This window comes from Streptomyces sp. NPDC030840, from assembly GCF_055572015.1.
Window position 1 is genome coordinate 243,142 of sequence record NZ_JBVIEE010000011.1, and the last position, 17,892, is coordinate 261,033.

General features: G+C 70.9%; 18 protein-coding genes and 1 tRNA gene. 8 read left to right on the forward strand and 11 right to left on the reverse strand.

What is annotated here, in order from left to right; all coding sequences use genetic code 11:
- Positions 1-14: 14 nt before the first annotated feature.
- Positions 15-872 carry a thioesterase II family protein gene (locus ACZ49J_RS24450; RefSeq protein WP_467457372.1) on the reverse strand — a complete coding sequence of 286 codons (858 nt, stop codon included), beginning with the start codon at positions 870-872 and terminating at the stop codon, positions 15-17.
- A gap of 84 nt (positions 873-956) precedes the next feature.
- On the reverse strand, positions 957-1,601 hold the full coding sequence (locus ACZ49J_RS24455; protein WP_467457371.1) for a ScbR family autoregulator-binding transcription factor: 645 nt from the start codon (positions 1,599-1,601) through the stop codon (positions 957-959).
- Between the two features lie 195 nt (positions 1,602-1,796).
- Here ACZ49J_RS24455 and ACZ49J_RS24460 point away from each other — a divergent pair, with 195 nt between their 5' ends.
- From ACZ49J_RS24460 to ACZ49J_RS24475, 4 genes are all read left to right on the forward strand, one after another.
- Complete coding sequence (locus ACZ49J_RS24460; protein ID WP_467457370.1) at positions 1,797-2,855, forward strand: ScbA/BarX family gamma-butyrolactone biosynthesis protein; 1,059 nt, start codon at positions 1,797-1,799, stop codon at positions 2,853-2,855.
- Positions 2,810-4,063 carry an acyl-CoA dehydrogenase family protein gene (locus ACZ49J_RS24465; protein WP_468350220.1) on the forward strand — a complete coding sequence of 418 codons (1,254 nt, stop codon included), beginning with the start codon at positions 2,810-2,812 and terminating at the stop codon, positions 4,061-4,063. Before ACZ49J_RS24460 ends, ACZ49J_RS24465 begins: the two co-directional genes overlap by 46 nt.
- The gene (locus ACZ49J_RS24470; RefSeq protein WP_467457368.1) at positions 4,063-4,854 is read left to right on the forward strand and encodes an HAD family hydrolase; all 792 of its coding nucleotides are present in this window, start codon (positions 4,063-4,065) and stop codon (positions 4,852-4,854) included. Before ACZ49J_RS24465 ends, ACZ49J_RS24470 begins: the two co-directional genes overlap by 1 nt.
- Before the next feature lie 292 nt (positions 4,855-5,146).
- The gene (locus ACZ49J_RS24475) at positions 5,147-5,734 is read left to right on the forward strand and encodes a TetR family transcriptional regulator (protein WP_467457367.1); all 588 of its coding nucleotides are present in this window, start codon (positions 5,147-5,149) and stop codon (positions 5,732-5,734) included.
- Between the two features lie 108 nt (positions 5,735-5,842).
- Here ACZ49J_RS24475 and ACZ49J_RS24480 read toward each other — a convergent pair whose 3' ends face one another.
- Positions 5,843-6,646, reverse strand: a complete 804-nt coding sequence (locus ACZ49J_RS24480) for an exodeoxyribonuclease III (protein ID WP_467457366.1) — start codon at positions 6,644-6,646, stop codon at positions 5,843-5,845.
- A gap of 78 nt (positions 6,647-6,724) precedes the next feature.
- Here ACZ49J_RS24480 and ACZ49J_RS24485 point away from each other — a divergent pair, with 78 nt between their 5' ends.
- Positions 6,725-7,201, forward strand: coding sequence for a GNAT family N-acetyltransferase (locus ACZ49J_RS24485; protein ID WP_467457365.1), 477 nt, complete (start codon positions 6,725-6,727; stop codon positions 7,199-7,201).
- Between the two features lie 31 nt (positions 7,202-7,232).
- Here ACZ49J_RS24485 and ACZ49J_RS24490 read toward each other — a convergent pair whose 3' ends face one another.
- The 4 genes from ACZ49J_RS24490 to ACZ49J_RS24505 form a co-directional block, all read right to left on the reverse strand.
- Complete coding sequence (locus ACZ49J_RS24490; protein ID WP_467457363.1) at positions 7,233-8,747, reverse strand: family 43 glycosylhydrolase; 1,515 nt, start codon at positions 8,745-8,747, stop codon at positions 7,233-7,235.
- A gap of 270 nt (positions 8,748-9,017) precedes the next feature.
- The gene (locus tag ACZ49J_RS24495; protein ID WP_467457362.1) at positions 9,018-9,662 is read right to left on the reverse strand and encodes a response regulator; all 645 of its coding nucleotides are present in this window, start codon (positions 9,660-9,662) and stop codon (positions 9,018-9,020) included.
- A complete protein-coding gene (locus tag ACZ49J_RS24500; RefSeq protein ID WP_467457389.1) occupies positions 9,662-10,960 on the reverse strand; it encodes a sensor histidine kinase in 1,299 nt (432 codons plus the stop codon). Before ACZ49J_RS24500 ends, ACZ49J_RS24495 begins: the two co-directional genes overlap by 1 nt.
- Before the next feature lie 290 nt (positions 10,961-11,250).
- Positions 11,251-11,652, reverse strand: a complete 402-nt coding sequence (locus ACZ49J_RS24505; RefSeq protein WP_467457360.1) for a cupin domain-containing protein — start codon at positions 11,650-11,652, stop codon at positions 11,251-11,253.
- Positions 11,653-11,723: 71 nt separating this feature from the next.
- Here ACZ49J_RS24505 and ACZ49J_RS24510 point away from each other — a divergent pair, with 71 nt between their 5' ends.
- Positions 11,724-12,197, forward strand: coding sequence for a MarR family winged helix-turn-helix transcriptional regulator (locus tag ACZ49J_RS24510; protein WP_467457358.1), 474 nt, complete (start codon positions 11,724-11,726; stop codon positions 12,195-12,197).
- Between the two features lie 171 nt (positions 12,198-12,368).
- Here ACZ49J_RS24510 and ACZ49J_RS24515 read toward each other — a convergent pair whose 3' ends face one another.
- Together ACZ49J_RS24515 and ACZ49J_RS24520 are read right to left on the reverse strand one after the other, a co-directional pair.
- Entirely contained in the window at positions 12,369-12,986 is a 618-nt protein-coding gene (locus ACZ49J_RS24515) for a DMT family transporter (RefSeq protein WP_467457357.1), read from the reverse strand.
- Positions 12,987-13,465: 479 nt separating this feature from the next.
- Positions 13,466-14,674: an FAD-dependent oxidoreductase gene (locus ACZ49J_RS24520; protein ID WP_467457355.1), complete on the reverse strand. Its 1,209-nt coding sequence runs from the start codon at positions 14,672-14,674 to the stop codon at positions 13,466-13,468.
- Between the two features lie 126 nt (positions 14,675-14,800).
- Between ACZ49J_RS24520 and ACZ49J_RS24525 the strand changes: the two genes are divergently transcribed.
- Both ACZ49J_RS24525 and ACZ49J_RS24530 read left to right on the forward strand, forming a co-directional pair.
- Positions 14,801-15,457: a TetR/AcrR family transcriptional regulator gene (locus tag ACZ49J_RS24525; protein WP_467457354.1), complete on the forward strand. Its 657-nt coding sequence runs from the start codon at positions 14,801-14,803 to the stop codon at positions 15,455-15,457.
- Positions 15,458-15,800: 343 nt separating this feature from the next.
- Complete coding sequence (locus tag ACZ49J_RS24530; RefSeq protein WP_467457352.1) at positions 15,801-16,100, forward strand: hypothetical protein; 300 nt, start codon at positions 15,801-15,803, stop codon at positions 16,098-16,100.
- A 173-nt stretch (positions 16,101-16,273) separates the two neighbouring features.
- On the opposite strand, the gene ACZ49J_RS24535 is transcribed toward ACZ49J_RS24530, so the two are convergent.
- Positions 16,274-16,347 (reverse strand) — tRNA-Ala (locus ACZ49J_RS24535).
- 125 nt (positions 16,348-16,472) lie between these two features.
- The gene (gene sepX, locus ACZ49J_RS24540) at positions 16,473-17,840 is read right to left on the reverse strand and encodes a divisome protein SepX/GlpR (protein WP_467457351.1); all 1,368 of its coding nucleotides are present in this window, start codon (positions 17,838-17,840) and stop codon (positions 16,473-16,475) included.
- Positions 17,841-17,892 lie beyond the last annotated feature (52 nt).

Below are 17,892 nucleotides of genomic sequence, written 5' to 3' on the forward strand. Positions count from 1 at the left end.
CAGGCGGTCTGTCATTAAACGGCTGCGGCAGGCAGGGGCCACAGTGGGCTTGTCCGGCTTTCCGGTACGTGCGAAAGGATTTCGGACAGCCGGTCGAAGAACGCTGTCCTCGATTCAGGGCTTTCGCGGGTGAAGAAGTGCCCACCGGGCATCCGGTGGACGCGGCAGCGCGCGCGGGTGTGCTGCCGCCAGGCCTCCGCCTCGGCGTCCGTCACGAGCGGGTCGCTCGTCCCGGTGAACACCTCGACCGGGCAGCGGAGTGGCTCGTGCCGGTTGCCCGAAGCGTCGTCGGCCGTCTGCGCGGCCGGCGGCGTCACCAGCTGGGCGCTGTCACAGATGCCCAGGTGGGTGCGCAACCGTTCCGCGGTGGCCGCCGCGAGGCCGGGGGCCTGGCGCAGAAGCCGCGAGAGGTGGGCAGGCTCCTGCGGCAGCAGCGCGAGCAGTTCCTCGTCGGTCAGCCGCGAGCTGCCCCGGAGGCGATGCGGAAGGTGCGGCGCCGGGTAGGCGCCGACGAGCAGTCGCTGGGGCAGCGACCGCCCGAGGGCCTGGCGGCGGCGCGTGACGTGGTAGGCCACGAGAGCGCCCATGCTGTGCCCGTAGAACACGTAAGGCCGGCGCAGAAGCGGCCCGATGTCACGCTCGATGGCCTCGGCCACGACATCCATGCCGGTTCCCCGACCGCCTGCCGACGAGACGGATTCGGTGCGGGGAAGCCGGACAGGAATCACCTCCACACGTGCGCCGAGCCGTCGCTGCCAACCGAAGAAGGCCGATTGACCGGCACCGGCGTGGTGAAAACAGAACAGACGCAACGGCATGGCCGGGGAGTTCACCGACTGTGCGGCAGCTCCTGCAGTGCTGTTCGAGATCATGCAAAGAACATAATCGGCGCGGCAGCACAGGGAAAAGAGTGAGATTCTCCTATCAGTGGCACCACCAGGTTTTCCGTCAGGCGGTCACGCGCGAATGGCGAAGGACATCAACTCCCACATCTCCTGCCAGCGTTCCATGATGTCCTCCCGCTGGTGCAGGTTGTCGGAGACGTGCTGCATGCCGAAGAAGGCGGCGACCAGGGCGCGGGCCGAGGGCTCCGGCTCGACGCCCGCGCGCAACTGACCGGCCTCGCGCGCGTCCTCCAGCAGGGACTGCAGGAGGTGGGTCCAGTCCACGTAAGGCAGCGGCAGTTCCGCCTCGATGAAGGCACGTTCGTTCTGCAACCGGGCGCCGGCCTGCATCACCGGCTCGTCACGGAAGGCCTGTGCGGCACGGTTGAGCATCTCCTCGACCGTCTCCAGGGGAGAGAACCCCTGGGCGCGGATCTCCTCCATGGCAACGGGCCAGCGCGCGTAGTGCTCCTCCACCACCGCGATGGCCAGGGACTCCTTGCTGGGGAAGTGGAAGTAGACGGCTCCCTTGGTCATGCCCACACGCTCCGCGACGTCCTTGACCGAGGCCCCTCGGTAGCCGCGTGCGGCGAATATCTCCGCCGCCGCCTCCAGGATCTGGGCCCGCGTCCTGACCGCCCGCTCCTGCTGGGGAGCGGGACCGCGCGGCACATTGTGCTGGGCCGCGAAGACCGCGGGCTGTTGAGCACTCGTCATGGCTGGCTTCCTCTTCCTCTGCTCGTACCGCGGGCCCCACACTGCCGTGACTCGTCCTCCACGAAGTCTCCATCGCAGAATACCTTCCCGCAGGTATATTTCTGTGGGTGATCACCTTACCCATCCGGCTGCCCTGCAGCGCCGCAAGCCAGCCGGTGGTCCTGCACGCGAGGACACCGGGAGATGCAACCCCACATGACCTGTACTGAGCGACCCTCATCGTCCATCCCAGTCCAGGCGCACCAAGCCACCGCCTTCCCGCTCCACGACCAGCTGTCGTTCGAGGCGCCCCTCCCACCGGCGGACGTCCACAAGTCCGCCGCCGAGGAGGTGTTCTTAACCGATGCCCGGCGCCTCGGCGACAACCGCTTCGCCGTGGCCGCCCTGTGGCCCCGCGACTCCTTCCTGACACACCGCGCCACCCGCGAACCCTGCGACCCCCTGCTGGTCGCGGAAACCATCAGGCAGTCGGCGATCCACCTGTCGCACACCTTCCACGACGTGCCCAAGGGCCACCCGTTCGTCCTGTCGGCCCTCGACTTCGACCTCGAGCCCTCGTTGTGGGGCCCCGGCCCGCTCCCGGTCGCCCTGGACATCTCCTGCACGCGCGCCCACGCCCATCCCCGCCGGTTCGCCATGGCCCTGCAGGCCGAGGTGTACGTCGCCGGAGTACACCGCGGTCGCGCCGGCCTGCGGTTCGAGGTCCTCAGCCCTCAGCGGTACACGATGATCCGCGACCGCACCAGAAAGGCAGGGACCGAGAACCCGGGCCCGGTAGAACTCACGACCAGGGCGAAACCCCTGCCTCCCGAGTCCGTCGGCTTCCGTGACGACCTCCACGTCCTGCTCGCCACCGCCCCCGGCCTGCCGGACGGCACATGGCTGCTGCGCCTGCGCAAGGACCACCCGGTGCTCTTCGACCACGAGTCGGACCACATATCCGGCATGGCCCTGCTGGAAGCCTGTCGCCAGGCGGCAGCGGTCACTCCCCCGCCCGAATCCTCCGGAGCACCGCTGCGGACCCTCACTGGCGCCACGGCCACCTACGAGGCCTTCGGGGAACTCGACTCCCCCGTCACCCTCTCCGTCCGGCCCGCCGCTCACCCGCTGTCCTCACCCCGCAGCGCTCAGGCCCTGCACCTCACCGCGCGACAGGGCAACCGCACACTGATCACCGCGACCGTCACCGCCGCCCCGGACTCGCGGGCATGCCCAGGACCCCACCGCGCCGATCACGCGAGGGCAGCCTCATGATCGGCCTGGACACGGCGCGGGGCGCGGACGCGGTGAACCGCGCCGCGAAGACCGCCCACCGGGACCGGAGCCTTCTGGAGGAGCAAAGGCGGCTCACGGACGACGTGGCGCGGGCATTGCTCGACGCCGGGTTCGCGCGTCACTTCGTTCCCCGGCGCTTCGGTGGCTCGGCAGGAACGTTCGCGCAACTGTGCGCGGCAGCCACCGCACTCGGCGAGACCTGCGCTTCGACCTCGTGGTGCGCCACACTGTTCGCGGCACACGGCCGACTTGCCTCGTACCTCCCGGAGGAGGGGCAGCACGACCTCTGGCACACCTCGCCGGACACGCCCATTGCCGCCGCGATCATGCCTCCGTCCGGTACGGCTACCGCGGTACCTGGCGGATGGCGGCTCAGCGGACGCTGGCGCTACGCCAGCGGGGTGGACCACGCCGACTGGGTACTCCTGGCGAGCTGGACCCCGGGGCGCGAAGACCACGAGCACCGGCTGTTCGCCGTGCCGGTCCGCGAAGTGACGGTCCTGGACACGTGGAACACCCCGGGCATGCGGGGAACGGGCACCAACACGGTCGAGGCGGACGGAGTGCTGGTCCCCCGTCACCGCACCTGCACGCTCGCCGACCTGCTGCGGCCGCCGACCGGGGCCGCCCGCTGCCACAGGGTGCCCTACGCGATGGTCGGTGCGCTGATGTTCGCGATGCCCGTACTCGGAGCAGCCCGCGGTGCCCTTGCCGCCTGGACCGACGCCGTGAGCGACGGAGAGCGGACTGCCGGGGGCGGAGCACCGGCTTCTGACACGCGGTTGGCCCTGGCCCGGTCGGGGGCGGAGATACGCGCCGCCGGCCAGCTGCTCGAACAAGCCGCCGACCGGGCCGACCGTGCGCCGGTGACACCCTTGCTCGTGGCCGAGGGGCAACGGGATGCCGCCGTGGCCGTGGAGTTGTGCACCGAGGCGGTCGACCGGCTGACGCGGGTGCCGGGAGCGCGCGGCCAGCTGACGGAAGATCCCGTACAGCGTCACTGGCGGGACATCAGGACCGCGGCCGCGCACGGAACGTTGCGCCTCGACGCCGCGGCCACCGCCTACGCTGAGGCCGTCTTCGCACCGACGACCGCGCCGAGCCCGGCGACTCGACCTCGTACACCTGCCGAGCGCCCGCGCGGACGCGAGAGCATCGCGCGCACGGCGGAAGGGATCGCCACCTGATGCCCGCACCCGTCCGCATGAGCCCAGGAGCCACCAGCCGTCTGGCGACCGCACAGGGCGTCGCGTTCTTCGATGTCGACGAGACCCTCATCACCGCCAAGAGCATGTTCGACTTCGCACGCCATGTCTCCCGCAGCGGGCACTCGCTGCTGGGAGACGACAGCGGCGAGTACCACGCAGAGGTCGTCGACCTGACAGCGATGCGCCTGCGCGGAGCAGACAGGGCCGAGATGAACCGCGCCTACTACCGGCGCTACGCCGGAGTCCCACTCACCCGGCTTCAGGCTGCCTGCCGGGATTGGTACCGCTCCTACCGCGTCCGTGCGGAAGCCTTTGTCACCACCGGTCTGCAGGCGCTCGCCCGTCATCAGCAGGCCGGCCACGGCGTCGTCCTCGTGTCCGGCTCGGCCCGGCCGATCCTCGAGCCCATCGCCGAGGACCTCGGGGCGGATCTGGTGCTGTGCACCGAACAGTGCGTCGACAGCAGGGGCTTCCTCACCGGCGAAGTGGCCCGCCCCATGATCGGCGAGGTCAAGGCCGAGGCAGCGACCGCCGTGATGACGGAACTGGGCGTCCGGGCCGCGGACTGCTTCGCGTACGGAGACCACGCCAGTGACGCCGACATGCTCCAAGCGGTGGGCAACCCCGTCGTCGTTGGCGCGGATCCCGTGCTGGTCCGCCACGCACGGGCAGCGGGCTGGCCGGTACTCGCCTCCTCTCCCGGGCCACGGAGCGCACTCGAGACCACTGCGACGGGCCCGGGGGCGTCGGTGACGGGCGACCCACCCTGAGTGGTCCTCGAACGGGACGAGGGCCTCCGGACCCGGTGTGGAACGCGACACCCACCCGACTGCCGGAGGCCCTTCGTCCCACCTACGCCACCGAGGAGCGGGGCGTACACCTGCGGCAGCGAGCACCGCGTCGGACGGTGCGTGCCGGCCCCCGCACCGGCATCGCCACACGCCGGAGGAGGTCGGCGGGCAGGTCGACCACCGCAGTAACATACCTTCTAGAGGGTATGTTTCACGGGGGTTGGCTTTCGACCTTGAGAGGACGCAGTCGTTGGTGAAGCAGGCAAGGGCTATGCGCACCCGGGACCAGGTACTGGACGCGGCGGCTGAGGAATTCGCCCTCCATGGCTACGCCGGCACCAATCTGGCGACGGTAGCCGTACGCACAGGCATGACGAAGGGTGCCCTGTACGGACACTTCCCGTCCAAGAAGGCGCTCGCCGACGCGCTGGTGAGCCAGTCCGCGGAGGCCTGGAACGGCATCCGGCACTCCGTCGCGGGGGCCTCCGCCGACACGACGCTCCATGACCTTGCCCTGGCCGTCGCCCGCCGGATGAAGGACGACACCCGGTTCCGTGCGGCCCTGCGACTGGCCGCGGACTGCACTCTGCCTGTCGGCGGAGCACCAGACCTCACGGCACGCATCCGACGGGAGATGGCAGTCGCCGCCCGAGACGCACAGCGAGACCACGACCAGAACTCGCCGTTGACCAAGCACTCCCCCGAGGTGGTGGCGCATCTCCTGCTGGCGGTCGCCTACGGGCTGTCCTTCACGGCGGAGCGCGAGGCCCCAGGGCGTTCTCCGGCCACAGCGGACAGCGTATGGAAGCTGCTGCTCACGGCCTTGCACCTGGTGGGCGGTGTGAGGGCTGATGCCTGATGTACCGAACCGAGTGCGGGCCTTCCCACCGCCCGGCACGGTGAGTACACGGGCGACGAACTGACCGAGCGAGGCGCGCGGCCCTCCCCGCGCCTCGCTCGCGCCGTCTCAGCTCTCGAAGACCACGGTCACAGGAGCATGGTCCGACCACCGCTCGGCGTGCGTGGCCGCCCGCTCCACGTACGCCTTGACGGCCCTGCCGGCGAGCCCAGGGGTCGTGATCTGGTAGTCGATGCGCCAGCCCGTGTCGTTGTCGAAGGCCCGCCCCCGGTAGGACCACCAGGTGTACGGTCCCTCGACGTCCGGATGCAGGGCACGGACGACATCGACGTACCCGCCCTCGCCCGGGTCGAGGACCCGTCCGAGCCACTCGCGCTCCTCCGGCAGGAAGCCGGAGTTCTTCTGGTTCCCGCGCCAGTTCTTCAGGTCGGCCTGCTGGTGGGCGATGTTCCAGTCGCCGCAGACCACGACCTCGCGCCCGTCGGCGGCGGAGCGTTCGCGCAAGTCCTTCAGGTAGGCGAGGAACTCGCCCATGAACCGCACCTTCTCGTCCTGCCGGTCGGTGCCGACCTCACCGGAGGGAAGGTAGAGGCTGGCCACCGTGACGCCGGGCAGGTCGGCCTCCACGTACCGGCCGCTGCCGTCGAACTCGGCCGAGCCGAAGCCGACCTGGACGCGGTCGGGCTCGCGACGGGTGTAGAGGGACACCCCGGCCCGGCCCTTCGCGGCGGCGGGCGCGTGCACCACGTGCCAGCCCTCCGGCTCCCGGACCTCCGCCGGCAGCTGCTGGGGCTCGGCGCGCACCTCCTGCAGGCACAGCACGTCCGCGGAGGTTCCCGCGAGCCACTCCACGAAGCCCTTCTTCGCAGCGGCCCGGAGCCCGTTCACATTCACAGAGGTCACAGTGAGCACCCGGGCACGATACCGGGGTGCCCCAGCAGCACTCGACACCCGTCCTCAGCCGGCCCGAACAGAACTACGATTTGCCGCATGGACCTACGCCGCGTCTCCTTCGACCACCCCGACGCCGTCAAGCTCAACGACCAGGTGCAGGCCGAGTACGCCGCCCGGTACGGCGACGGCGGCGACGCCACCCCGGTCGATCCCGCGGACTTCGAGCCGCCGCGTGGCGTGTACCTCATCGCCTACGACGCGTTGGGGAGACCCGTGGCGACGGGCGGCTGGCGTGCCCAGGACGAGAACGACGAGGGGAACGCGGACGGGGACGCCGAGCTGAAGCGGATGTACGTCGTCGAGGAGGCGCGCGGACAGGGGCTGGCCCGCCGCATCCTGGCCGCCCTGGAGGACGACGCCCGTGCGGCGGGCCGTATCCGCATGGTGCTGGAGACGGGCACCAAGCAGCCCGAGGCCGTGGCCCTGTACACCTCCAGCGGCTACGAGCCGTGCGCCAAGTTCGGCTACTACCGCTTCCACGAGCTCAGCATGTGCTTCGCGAAGCCCCTGTAGCGTCCGTCGGTCCCCTGGCGCACGGGTGGTGTCATGCGGTCGTGGGCACGAGCCGCCACTGCTGGCAGTTGTTGTTCAGCCAGGTCCACTGGCGTACGTCGACGCCGTTGCCCGTACCGCAGTTGGCGACGTCGGCGACCTTGCCCGTACTCGCGTTGACGATTCGCACGTAGTCGCCGCCGGTGTACACGAGCCGGTACTTCTGGCAGTTGTTGTTCAGCCATGACCACTGGCGGATGTCGGTGCCGTCGGCGGAGGAGCAGTCGGCGACGTCGGCGACCTTGCCGGTGGCCACGTTCACCAGGCGGCTGGTGTCGTCGGCCATGTCCTCGACGCGCCACTTCTGGTTGGCGCCGCCGTTGCACGTCCACTGGAAGATGTTCGTGCCGTCGGCGGTGCTGCCGCCGTTGACGTCCAGGCACTTGCCGCTGTTGCGGTTCACGATGGTGTACGCGGTCGGGGTGGTCGCGGTTTCGCCGGACGGGCCGGCCAGGGTGGTGCCGAGCGCCACGGGCGTACCGAAGTCGGGTGTCCCGTCGGCGTTCCAGGTGAACTTCTGCGCGCGGGTGGTACGGGCGTTGCCGCAGCCGCCGTTGGCCGTGTTGTTGGCGTGGTAGACGATCCAGTTCTCGGTGCCGTCGGGTGAGGTGAAGAACCCGTTGTGGCCGGGACCGTAGACCCCGGCGGCGTCGTCGCGCTGGAAGACCGGTGTCTGCTTCTTGGTCCAGGAGGCGGGGTTCAGCGGGTCGCTGCCGGTGAGTTCCAGCCGGCCCAGCTTGTAGTCGGCGGTCGCGCAGAAGCTCGCGGAGAAGGTGAGGAAGGTCCGCCCGTCGTGGTAGAGCGGCTCGGGGCCCTCGTTGACCGCGCCACCGGAGGTCTCCCAGCTCAGCGTGGGGCTGGAGATGATCGTGAAGGTGGAGCTCGCGAGCGTGTACGGGTTGCTCATCGGGGCGATGACCAGGCTCTGCTTGCTGCCGTTGATGAAGCCGCTGCCGACCAGGTAGAGCTTGCCGTCGTGCTTCAGCACGGTGGCGTCGATGAGCCAGCCGCCAGGGGTGAGGTTGGACCCGGTGAGGGTGTTCTTGTGCGTGTACGGGCCCAGCGGGTCGGTGCCTGCGCTCTCCAGCACCTGCGTGCGCTGGGTGTCGCAGCAGGCGACACCGGCCTGCGCGGCCGAGTAGTACAGGTACCACTTGCCGTTGAGGAAGTGGATCTCCGGCGCCCAGATGTTGTCGTTGCGGCCAGCGGCGGTGTCCGACCAGATCTCCACACTCGGGGCGGTGCTGAGCCCGGCGAGGGTGGGGGACTTCCGCATGAGCAGCTTGTTGGTGAACGTGGTGGTGACCAGGTAGTAGTTGCCGTTGTAGTACTCCAGCCAGGGGTCGGCGCCCTTCTGCGCCTTGACCGGGTTGGTGTACGGCTTGCCGTCGGCCGCGGCCGTGGGCTGCGTGGCGACGAGTGACAGGGACGCGAGCAGGGACAGCAGGACTGCCCAGGCGGTCGACCAGCGGCGGATCGACCTTCTGCGAGTACGGGTGCGGAGCACGGCAAGTCCCTTCCGGCGGCGGCTCTTTCGGCGGGCTCGTTCGGGTCTGCTCGGATACATCCGAGATTTCGAACGTCGTGCGTAACTTCGGCCAGACGGTAGGGGTGAGCCAGGAGTGCCGTCAATGGATGGGACGGAGTCGGAATCCCGAACGCCCACGGACAGCCGGGGAACGCCCTGGGCCTACGGAAAGCCACTGGTCAGGCGGGCGGGTAGCCGCCTTCGGGCAAGGTGGCCGCTGTACACGAGTGCGTGCGGTGAAAGGCGGGATCAGGCGCGCAGGAACGCCAGCACCGCCAGGACCCGCCGGTGGGTCTCGTCGGCCGGGGGCAGGTCCAGCTTGCTGAGGATGCTGCCGATGTGCTTGCCGACGGCGGCCTCGGTGACGACGAGCTCGCGTGCGATGGCGCCGTTGGACCTGCCTTGCGCGACCAGCGCCAGGACCTCCCGCTCGCGCGGGGTGAGCCGGGCCAGCGGATCACGCCGGCGGCGCAGCAACTGCCGTACGACCTCGGGGTCGACGACTGTCCCGCCGGACGCTACCTCGCCCAGCGCGTCCACGAACTCCTCGACCTGCCCGACCCGGTCCTTGAGCAGGTAGCCGACGCCCGACCCGTCACCGGAGTCCAGCAGCTCGGCCGCGTACGCCCGCTGCACGTACTGGCTGAGGACCAGCACGGGCAGCGCGGGCCGCGCCCCGTCGGCCGAGGTCCGCAGCCGCACGGCCGCCCGCAGCCCCTCGTCCTGGAAGCCGGGCGGCATCCGCACGTCCGTCACGACGACGTCCGGCTCGTGCTCGGCGGCCGCGGCGAGCAGTGCCTCGGCGTCCCCGACGGCCGCCACCACCTCGTGGCCGAATCGGGTGAGCAGGCCGACGAGCCCGTCCCGCAGCAGCACGCTGTCCTCGGCCAGCACTACGCGGAGCGATCGGCCCGCTCGGACTGCTGGGACCGCTCCGTCAACTCGGCCATCCGGCAAGGAATCTCCACACTCAGCAGGGTCGGCCCGCCCGGCGGGCTGGACAGAGAAAGTCTGCCATCGAGCACGGACACCCGGTCGGCGAGTCCGGTCAGCCCGCTGCCGCCGTCCGCGCTCGCACCGCCTCGCCCGTCGTCGCGCACCCGGAGGCGGAGGCACCCGTCCGCGTACCCGCCGCTCACCTCCGCCCGGCTCGCCCCGCTGTGCTTGGCCACGTTGGCGAGGGCCTCGCTGACCACGAAGTACGCGGCCGTCTCCACGGCCCGGGGCGGGCGTCCGGGCAGTTCCAGGTCCACGTCCACGGGGACGGGGCTGCGGTCGGCGGCGTCCGCGACCGCGGCCTCCAGACCGAAGTCGGCGAGGACCTTGGGGTGGATGCCGTGGATGAGTTCCCGCAGCTCCGCCAGGGCCTTGCCGGCCTCCTCGTGGGCCCGGGCGAGCTGGTCGGCCAGCGGCCCGGGCGGCGCGTCCAGCCGGGCCAGACCGAGCGTCATCGTCAGGGCGACCAGGCGCTGTTGGGCGCCGTCGTGCAGATCCCGCTCGATACGGCGCCGCTCCGCCTCGTACGCGTCCACCAACCGCACCCGGGAGCGGCTCAGTTCGACGACCTTCGCCCCCAGGTCCACCTCACGCGGGGCGATCAGCAGCCGCGTGAGCCCGGCCCTGGCGCCGGCGGCGACCCCGAGGACGTACGCCCCGGCGGCCAGCAGTACGACACCCAGCACGGCGACCCCGAAGGCGGCCGGCCACGCGGTGACCGTCCACTGCTTGAGCACCTTCACCTCCTGGCCGTCGCCCACCGTGGCCATCAGCAGCGGGGCGGCGACCATCGACCCGGGGAAGAGCAGGGCCACCGTGACGACGAGCGCCTCGACCGGCCAGAGCAGGCCCGCGAACAGCACGGCGTGGCCGAGCTCCCGCCACGTCAGCTGCTCGCGCAGCCGGGTGGTGAACCAGACCCACGGCCCGGGCCCGCCCGGCACGCCGTGCGCCCCGGTCGCCGGGTCCCGGTCGACCAGCCGCAGCCTCCACCGCTCCAGCGCGGCCACCGGCACCCCGACGAGCAGCGCGGCGGCGAGCAGTGGCACCCCGACCAGGACGAGGGCCAGCACCCCACCGACGGCGACCAGCACCACGACCCCCACCAGGATCACGGCCCCGGCCACCGCACCGGACACCAGATACCCGAGAGCCCGCCACGGCCACGAGGACAGGAGGTAGCACGGCCCGGCCATGGCCTGCCACACGTTCCTAGGGTGCGCACGGCTTGCACTGGCCGTACGGCTCGTACGGGTCATTCGGATCACACGGAACACCGTAGAAGGGCGGACATCACGCGGCCATGGGTCCAGGGGGTGCGGCGGGGGTAGGGGTGGGCCTACCTCGGCCCACCCCGCGCCCGCGCGGGGAGACGGGAGGGAACCCGCCGGGGACGGGGCGAGAGCGGGACCGGATCGCTCCGCCGGGGGCGGGACGGAGGCAGGAGCGGATCACTCCGCCGCGCAGGGGCCGAGGAGGGGCCGGATCACTCCGCCCACGGGAGCGGGATCTTCTCCTCGCCACCCGGCACCATCGCCCGGCCCCCGACCGTCATGGCGACCAGCGCCTCGGCGGGCCCTCCCCCGGCCGCCGCCAGCCGCCGCACCGACCCCGCGGCAAGGATCACCGCCTGACCGGCCCCGACCTGCTCGACCCTGCCGTCCGCCTCGACCTCGAACGTCCCCGACAGCGGCATCCACACCTGCTCCCGGTCGATGATGTGCACCGGCGTGGACATACCGGCACCGAGCTCCACACGCCAGGTACTGACCTCGGCACTGCCCCGGCTGGGGCCCGCCAGCCCGGACATCACCCCGGCCGGTGTCCTGGTCGTCCGCTGCTCGCTTTCACTGACCACGTGCACGACGCCTCCCAGACCCTCAAGCACTAAGTAAAGCTCCTTTACTCAATCTCCTCAACGAGTAAAGGAGCTTTACACGCGTGTGTCAAGATGAGGTGATGAGGACCCGCGACCCACTGGAGAACAGCGAACTGACCTTCCTGCTCGGGATGGCGTTCCAGCTCGTCCTCTCCGAGTTCGTGAGCCGCGTGGACGCCGCCGGCTACGCGGAACTGCGCCCCGTGCACGGCCTGGTCTTCCAGGCCCTCCGCGACACCGGCGCGACGAGCAGCGAACTGGCCGAGCGACTCGGAGTGACCAAACAGGCCGCGGGCCAGATCATCGACGACCTGGAGAAGCGTGGTTACGTCGAGCGCCGCCCGCACCCCGCGGGAGGCCGACGCAAACTGGTCGCCCTGACCGGCAAGGCACAGGAACACCTCGTGGTGGCCGGCCGCATCCTCCACCAGCTGGAGGGACAGCTGTCCGCGCGACTCCAGGAGGCCGGCCTGGAACTCCCCCGGGCGGAACTCGCCACCATCGTCCGCACGTTGGCGGGCGACACGATCCCACCGCTGCGTCCCGTGTGGTGAGGCGAGGACGGCTGGCCCGCGGAAGAGGAACGACAGGTCCTGCCCTCAGGACATGCCGGAGTGCCGGCCGGTGATCACTGCGACAGTCCCGGGAGCGACAAAGATCCCGCCGATCACGAAGATCGGCGGGATCTCGTCACTGCTCCCGAGGGGAACCCCAGAACGTCGGTGTCAGTCCTTGGTCCGCATGGCCGGACGCGACACACGCCGACCGTGGTCGGTGCCCGGGCCGGGCGTCCTTCGGGACGACGCCCGGCCAGTCTTCTCGTCGGCGGCGAGGAACAGCACGGCGAACAGCAGAAGCGCCGTGCCGGCGAGGACGGTCGCGTTGAGCCGCTCGCCGAAGACCAGGATGCCGATGACCGCCGCCGTGAGCGGCTCCACCAGGGCGACCACGGAGGCCGTGGTCGCCCGTACGGCGCTGAGACCGACGAAGAACATCGTGTACGCCAGCGCCGTCGGCACAGCCCCCAGGTAGAGGATCAGGCCCAGGGCCCACGCCGGACGCTCCGTGTCAGGCGGCAAGCCCTCCAGCAGAGCCATCGGCAGAAGGCAGACCGTGCCCACCGCGAAGCCGGTCACCGTCGACTCGAACGCGCCACCGGCGTTCATTCGCCCGGAGAAGCGGCCCAGCAAGGTCACGCCCGCGTAGCCGGCGGCGGAGAGCAGCGCGTATCCGATGCCCGGGAGGGGAGCCGGGCCAGTGCTCCCGTCCGCGCCTCCCATCAGCAGCACCAGGCCCGCAACGCCACTCGCCACCGCGGCCATCGAGGAGGGCCGCTGGGTCACGCCGGCCATCCTGGACCAGTTCGCCCACCGGAACTTCCCCAGGCCACTGCACGGCCTGGCCCGCGCTCTGGCCACGTCGACGATGCACCCGACCACCTGGCGGGTCCACGGCATGACCCCGCCCCCCGCACCTGTCCGGGCCCTGCCCCTGAAGACCACGGGCCTGCCCTGCGCATCCAGCGGACCCTACTGCCGGATCCCACGACCAACTACCAGGAGGCGATCGAGGCACAGACACGGCAGGAACGCCGCGACCGGTCCGACGGCATCCGCCGTCTCGACGAGGACTTCTCCACGTACTTCCGCAAGCGCCACGGCCTGCCCCGGCGCGGAGCCTCCGCGGAAACGGCGGCCCAGGTCCCCGCCGAGACCTCCTTCACCGCCTGAACACTGAGACCACTGCGACGACCTCTTGCCTGCCAACCAGCTCGACAAGCTCAGCCCTCTCTCAGTGCCCGTGAGACTTTTCCTACGGAGTGTCAGTCCTGGATGAGCGCCAGCTGCTTATGGATCTCGCGGGGATTGCTGTCGCCGGCGGCCTTCTGCAGGAGCGGAGTGTGGTCGAGGATGAAGTCCCGGATCGGCTGCAGCGGTGCCGGAGCGTGGTGGAACACCTTGCCGAGGATCCATGCCTGCTGGACTTGCCGGGCGGTGTGGGGCTTGCGCGGGTCTTCGTAGCTTTGCAGCGCCCGCCGCAGGGCGGTGAGGTCGGTGAGGTCGACGCCCCGCAGCGCGCGGCCGAGGAAGTAGCCGTCCTCGATGGACATGCCGGCTCCGTAGGCGGCGTAGGGCGAGGTCGGGTGTGCCGCGTCGCCCACGAGGGTGGCCCGCCCCTTGGACCACTGCTTCAGGCGGGGCCGGTCGCGCAGCACCCAGCGTTGTACGTGCTCCGGCTCTGTCCGGTCGATCAGACCGGGCAGGGGCGGTGAGAACTCCTCGGCCAATGCGGTGGCCGCGGCCTTGAGGTCCGGCGGCGCCGGGGCGTTGGGGTCGGTGGCGGTGAGCACCCACCACTGGTAGCCGTCGCGGCCCTTGTGACGGATCGATGTCCAGCTTCCCTGCACGGTTCTGCTGTGTGTCAGAACGCTCATGTTCGGTTCGGTGCCGGGGACGTCGGTGAAGGTGAATCCGCCGAAGATGTGCAGCCGGTGCTCCCGCTTGGGGGCGTCCCCCCACAGCGTGCGTCGTACCAGCGAGTCGATGCCGTCGGCGCCGACCAGGACGTCGTGCTGTGCGGTGGTGCCGTCGGCGAAGTGCAGAGTGACCGCCTGGTCGTCCTGCTCGATACGTGTGACGTGCTGGTCGAACCGCAGGGTGTCGGGCGGGATGGCGGCGAGCATCCGCTCGTAGAGTTCGGGGCGCAGCAGTCCGATGAACCCTCCGCCGTATGCGCGCTTGGTTTCGGGGTCCTGCTTGACGCGTGCCCGCACGCGGCCGGAGAGGTTGCGGAACTCCGAGTCTGTGGGCGAGCCGAGGTCGTCGGTGTCCACTCCGAGTGCGCGCAGCGCCTTCAGCGGCGGCGGCCACAGGTTGAGGATGTTGCCGGCCGGCCGCGCCTCGCGGTAGCGCTCGTAGACGACGACGTCGTGACCGGCCTGGGCGACGGACAGAGCCGCGGCCATGCCGGCCGGCCCGGCGCCGAGGACGGCGACGCGGCCGCGGGGGGTGTTCGAGAGCGGTACGGGCATGGGGACACCTCAGGCCACCGGAAGAAAACAGTAGCGAGCGCTACTGTTGGCGGCAGACTGTAGTCTGCCTTACGGTTCAGTCAAGACCTGTGCACGCATGTCAGGGGGAACGGGAGACCGAGGTTCATGGGTGAGGCTGAGACAGTCCCGACGGCCGACCTGGAGATCCGGCCGCCCAAGCAACGGCGCAGCCGCGAGGCGTGGAACCGGGTGCTCGATGCCGGTGTGTCGATCCTGGAGGACGGCGGGTACGAGGCGTTCACCATCGCAGCCGTCTGCGAGCGGGCCCAGGTCGCGCCGCCTGCCATCTACGCCCGCACCACCAGCAAGGACGCTCTCTTCCTCGCCGTCTACGAGCACGGCATCCAGCGCCTGTGTGCGGAGCAGCGGGTATTCGCCGACACCAGCCGATGGGCAGACCTGCCCGCGGCCGAACTCGTCCGCGCGGCAGTGGCCGAAACGGTCGGCATGTTCTTTCGCCACGAGCGGTTCCTGCGGGCCGTCGTCCTGCTCTCCGCGTCGCATCCGGAAGTCCGGCGCCGAGGTTCCCGGTACAGCCAGGAACTGGGAGACGGGTTCGTCGGCGTGGTCCTGGGAGCGGCCAACGCCATCACGCACCCCGACATCGAGACCGCGGTTCGCCACTGCTTCAGCACCGTCTTCGCCGCGTCGGTCATCCGTGTCGCATACGGTCCGGGATTCGCCAGGCCGGTACCCGTCGAGGACGACGTCTTCACCGCCGACCTGGCCGAGACAGCGGTGCGCTACCTGCTGGCTGCCTGACTGCGTTTGCCCCACCCTCCCCGCTGTTCCGCCCCCCGGAACAGGAGTCGGCACATGCGAGTGGACCTACCGGTACTTCCAGCGCATGGAGTCCACCCGTCGGCGATCAAGTGGGCGATGAGCACGGTGATGAGCCGCCGCCTCACCCGACGGGCACACTGAACAGTCCGGCCGTTCCTCCGCCAGCCGGCCACGCGCGGCCAGCCGCTTGGCTTTCGACCGCGCCCCTTCCACCTTCGCCGGGACCGGCGCCAGCCCGAGGACAGCCGAGTTGACGACAGTCCATCGCCTCCCCGCGAGCCCACCCGGCCGTCCGGCCCACCGTCCAACTCCCGCCCGACGAGTGGCTCAAGCCCCGCCGGCCGAGCAACTGCCCGCACATCCCCTGCCTGTCCACCGCCTGGACCGCCGCCTACAAGCCCATCCGATCGCACAACGAGGGGGTCCACGGCGGCTCAAGAGCGACGAGATCGACATCCGCAGCCCCCAGCACCGGCCGCGGCCGGCCCCCGGCCGGGTCGCCCAGAACCTCCTCGTCGCCCTCGTGGTCACCGCCGGCAACCTCGGCGGCATCGCCCTGAACCCTGAGCAGGCCGAATCGCAGACGATCACCACCAGCCCTGGCGCCCCGGGCACCCCGTGACGCGCGCAACACGCAGAACCGAGACGGCGCCACCACCGACAGCGCGGGTCGCCGCCGTCTCCCACCCCGAACACGATCGGAAAGACCCCGGAAACGACAAAGATCCCGACCGATCATGAAGATCGACGGGATCTCGTCAACCGCTCCCGAGCAAACTCAAGAACAGTCGTGCGTGGACCTGAGGGGATTTGAACCCCTGGCCCCCTCGATGCGAACGAGGTGCGCTACCGGACTGCGCCACAGGCCCTTGCAACGAGTGAAACTCTAGCATCCCCATCCGGCTGCTTGGAAATCCGTTCCGACGCTGGTCAACGACGGCGGACCTGCCGGGGCGTCAGCGAACGCGGTGCGGGGCTCCGGGACGCCGTGGCGCTACTCGTTGGCCGCCTTCGGCCGGTCGCCGTCCTCGTACTGGTCGAACAGCGGGGTACGCCCCCGCTCCCGGGCCCGGCGAGCGGACGCGGCGCGGCGGGCGTCGGAGCGGCTGTCGTCGGAGGGGTCCGAGGAGCTGGAGGGCGAGTCGGTGCTCTCCTGGTCCTGGTCGGGCGGAGCCGGGGAGGAGGACGAGGGCCGGGGCGCGGACGAAGGCGCGTCCGGGTCGCGGGTGGCCGCGGCCCCGACGCCCGCACCGGCCGCACCCGCCGTCTCCGACCCCACCGCGCTCGACCTCGCCGAGCTCCACGAGTCCGGCGCTCCCAGGTCCACGTTCGGCGTGGCCCGTGGGGCGACCGGCGCCGTCACGTAGGTGGGGAGCGGCACCGGGACCGGGTCCCAGCTGTCCCCCTGGCCGGGGTGCCGCTGGCGTTCGCGCTGCTGGTCGACCCACTCCGCGTGGTCGGTCTGCTCGACGAGGGCGCGGCGGTCGGCCGCGAGCGCGGAGAGGCCGGGGTTGGTCCCGGTCTCTGGTCCGTCCTCCGGCTCGTCGGCGTCCGCGTCGGGCGTCGGCCGCCGTCGGGGCTGCCGCTCGCGCAGGCGCTGCGCCGCCGCCTCGGCCCGGCGCCGGTCCATCGTGTACGCGAACCGCCGCCGCTCCTGGGCCCGCAGGTACGCGATGTACACGCTCAGCATCACCGCCGGCACCCCGGGCGCCCACAGGAAGGCGAGCCCGCCGACCGCGGCGACGATCGCACCGAGGGTGAAGGCGAGGAAGAGCATGACGGTCGTACGCCGTCGGCGCGCGAGCACCTTCGAGCGCCGGGCGCGTGCGGCCGACTCCGCCGGGCTCACACGCCGTGCGCGTGCATCCGCAGCCGGCTTCGGCGCGGTCCGCGAGGACGCGGGCTGCGCCTTGCCGCCCGGCTGCGCTTTGCCGCCCGGCTGCGCTTTGCCGCCCGGCTGCGACTGCTGCGGCACCGGCCTGGCGCTTCCCTCGGGCGTCCCGTCCTTGCCCTTGGCCTTGGCGCCCTTGGCCTCGCCGCCCTTGGCCTCGCCCGGCTCCGCCGGCAGCCGGGTCTTGGTCTGCGGCCGGTAGCGAGGCATGGCGAAGGCCCGGACGTCCACCGAATCGGTGACGGCGCCCGGGTCGGCGTCGCGCTCCCCCTCGTCGGTGGAGCGCGCCCGCAGGTCCTTGGCGTACCGGCGCTCCATGCCCGCCCGTCCGGAAAGCAGCCGGATGGCGGTGCTGAAGCGTTCCGTCGGACGGGCTTCGTTCAGCTCGTCCTGCCTACGGAGCCACATCGGCACCAAGTAGGCGGCCCAGGCCCCGACGATGACTGCGTAGATGAGGCCGCTGCTGCTCACGCCTCACACGGTAGAGGGGTTTGCATGAGGCCATCTGCCAATTGAGCCGGTG

Bases quoted from the DNA above. Each gene is read 5' to 3' on its own strand.
- ACZ49J_RS24450 (WP_467457372.1), bottom strand. From the start codon at position 872: ATGATCTCGAACAGCACTGCAGGAGCTGCCGCACAGTCGGTGAACTCC.
- ACZ49J_RS24455 (WP_467457371.1), bottom strand. From the start codon at position 1,601: ATGACGAGTGCTCAACAGCCCGCGGTCTTCGCGGCCCAGCACAATGTG.
- ACZ49J_RS24460 (WP_467457370.1), top strand. From the start codon at position 1,797: ATGACCTGTACTGAGCGACCCTCATCGTCCATCCCAGTCCAGGCGCAC.
- ACZ49J_RS24465 (WP_468350220.1), top strand. From the start codon at position 2,810: ATGCCCAGGACCCCACCGCGCCGATCACGCGAGGGCAGCCTCATGATC.
- ACZ49J_RS24470 (WP_467457368.1), top strand. From the start codon at position 4,063: ATGCCCGCACCCGTCCGCATGAGCCCAGGAGCCACCAGCCGTCTGGCG.
- ACZ49J_RS24475 (WP_467457367.1), top strand. From the start codon at position 5,147: ATGCGCACCCGGGACCAGGTACTGGACGCGGCGGCTGAGGAATTCGCC.
- ACZ49J_RS24485 (WP_467457365.1), top strand. From the start codon at position 6,725: ATGGACCTACGCCGCGTCTCCTTCGACCACCCCGACGCCGTCAAGCTC.
- ACZ49J_RS24500 (WP_467457389.1), bottom strand. From the start codon at position 10,960: ATGGCCGGGCCGTGCTACCTCCTGTCCTCGTGGCCGTGGCGGGCTCTC.
- ACZ49J_RS24510 (WP_467457358.1), top strand. From the start codon at position 11,724: ATGAGGACCCGCGACCCACTGGAGAACAGCGAACTGACCTTCCTGCTC.
- ACZ49J_RS24520 (WP_467457355.1), bottom strand. From the start codon at position 14,674: ATGCCCGTACCGCTCTCGAACACCCCCCGCGGCCGCGTCGCCGTCCTC.
- ACZ49J_RS24525 (WP_467457354.1), top strand. From the start codon at position 14,801: ATGGGTGAGGCTGAGACAGTCCCGACGGCCGACCTGGAGATCCGGCCG.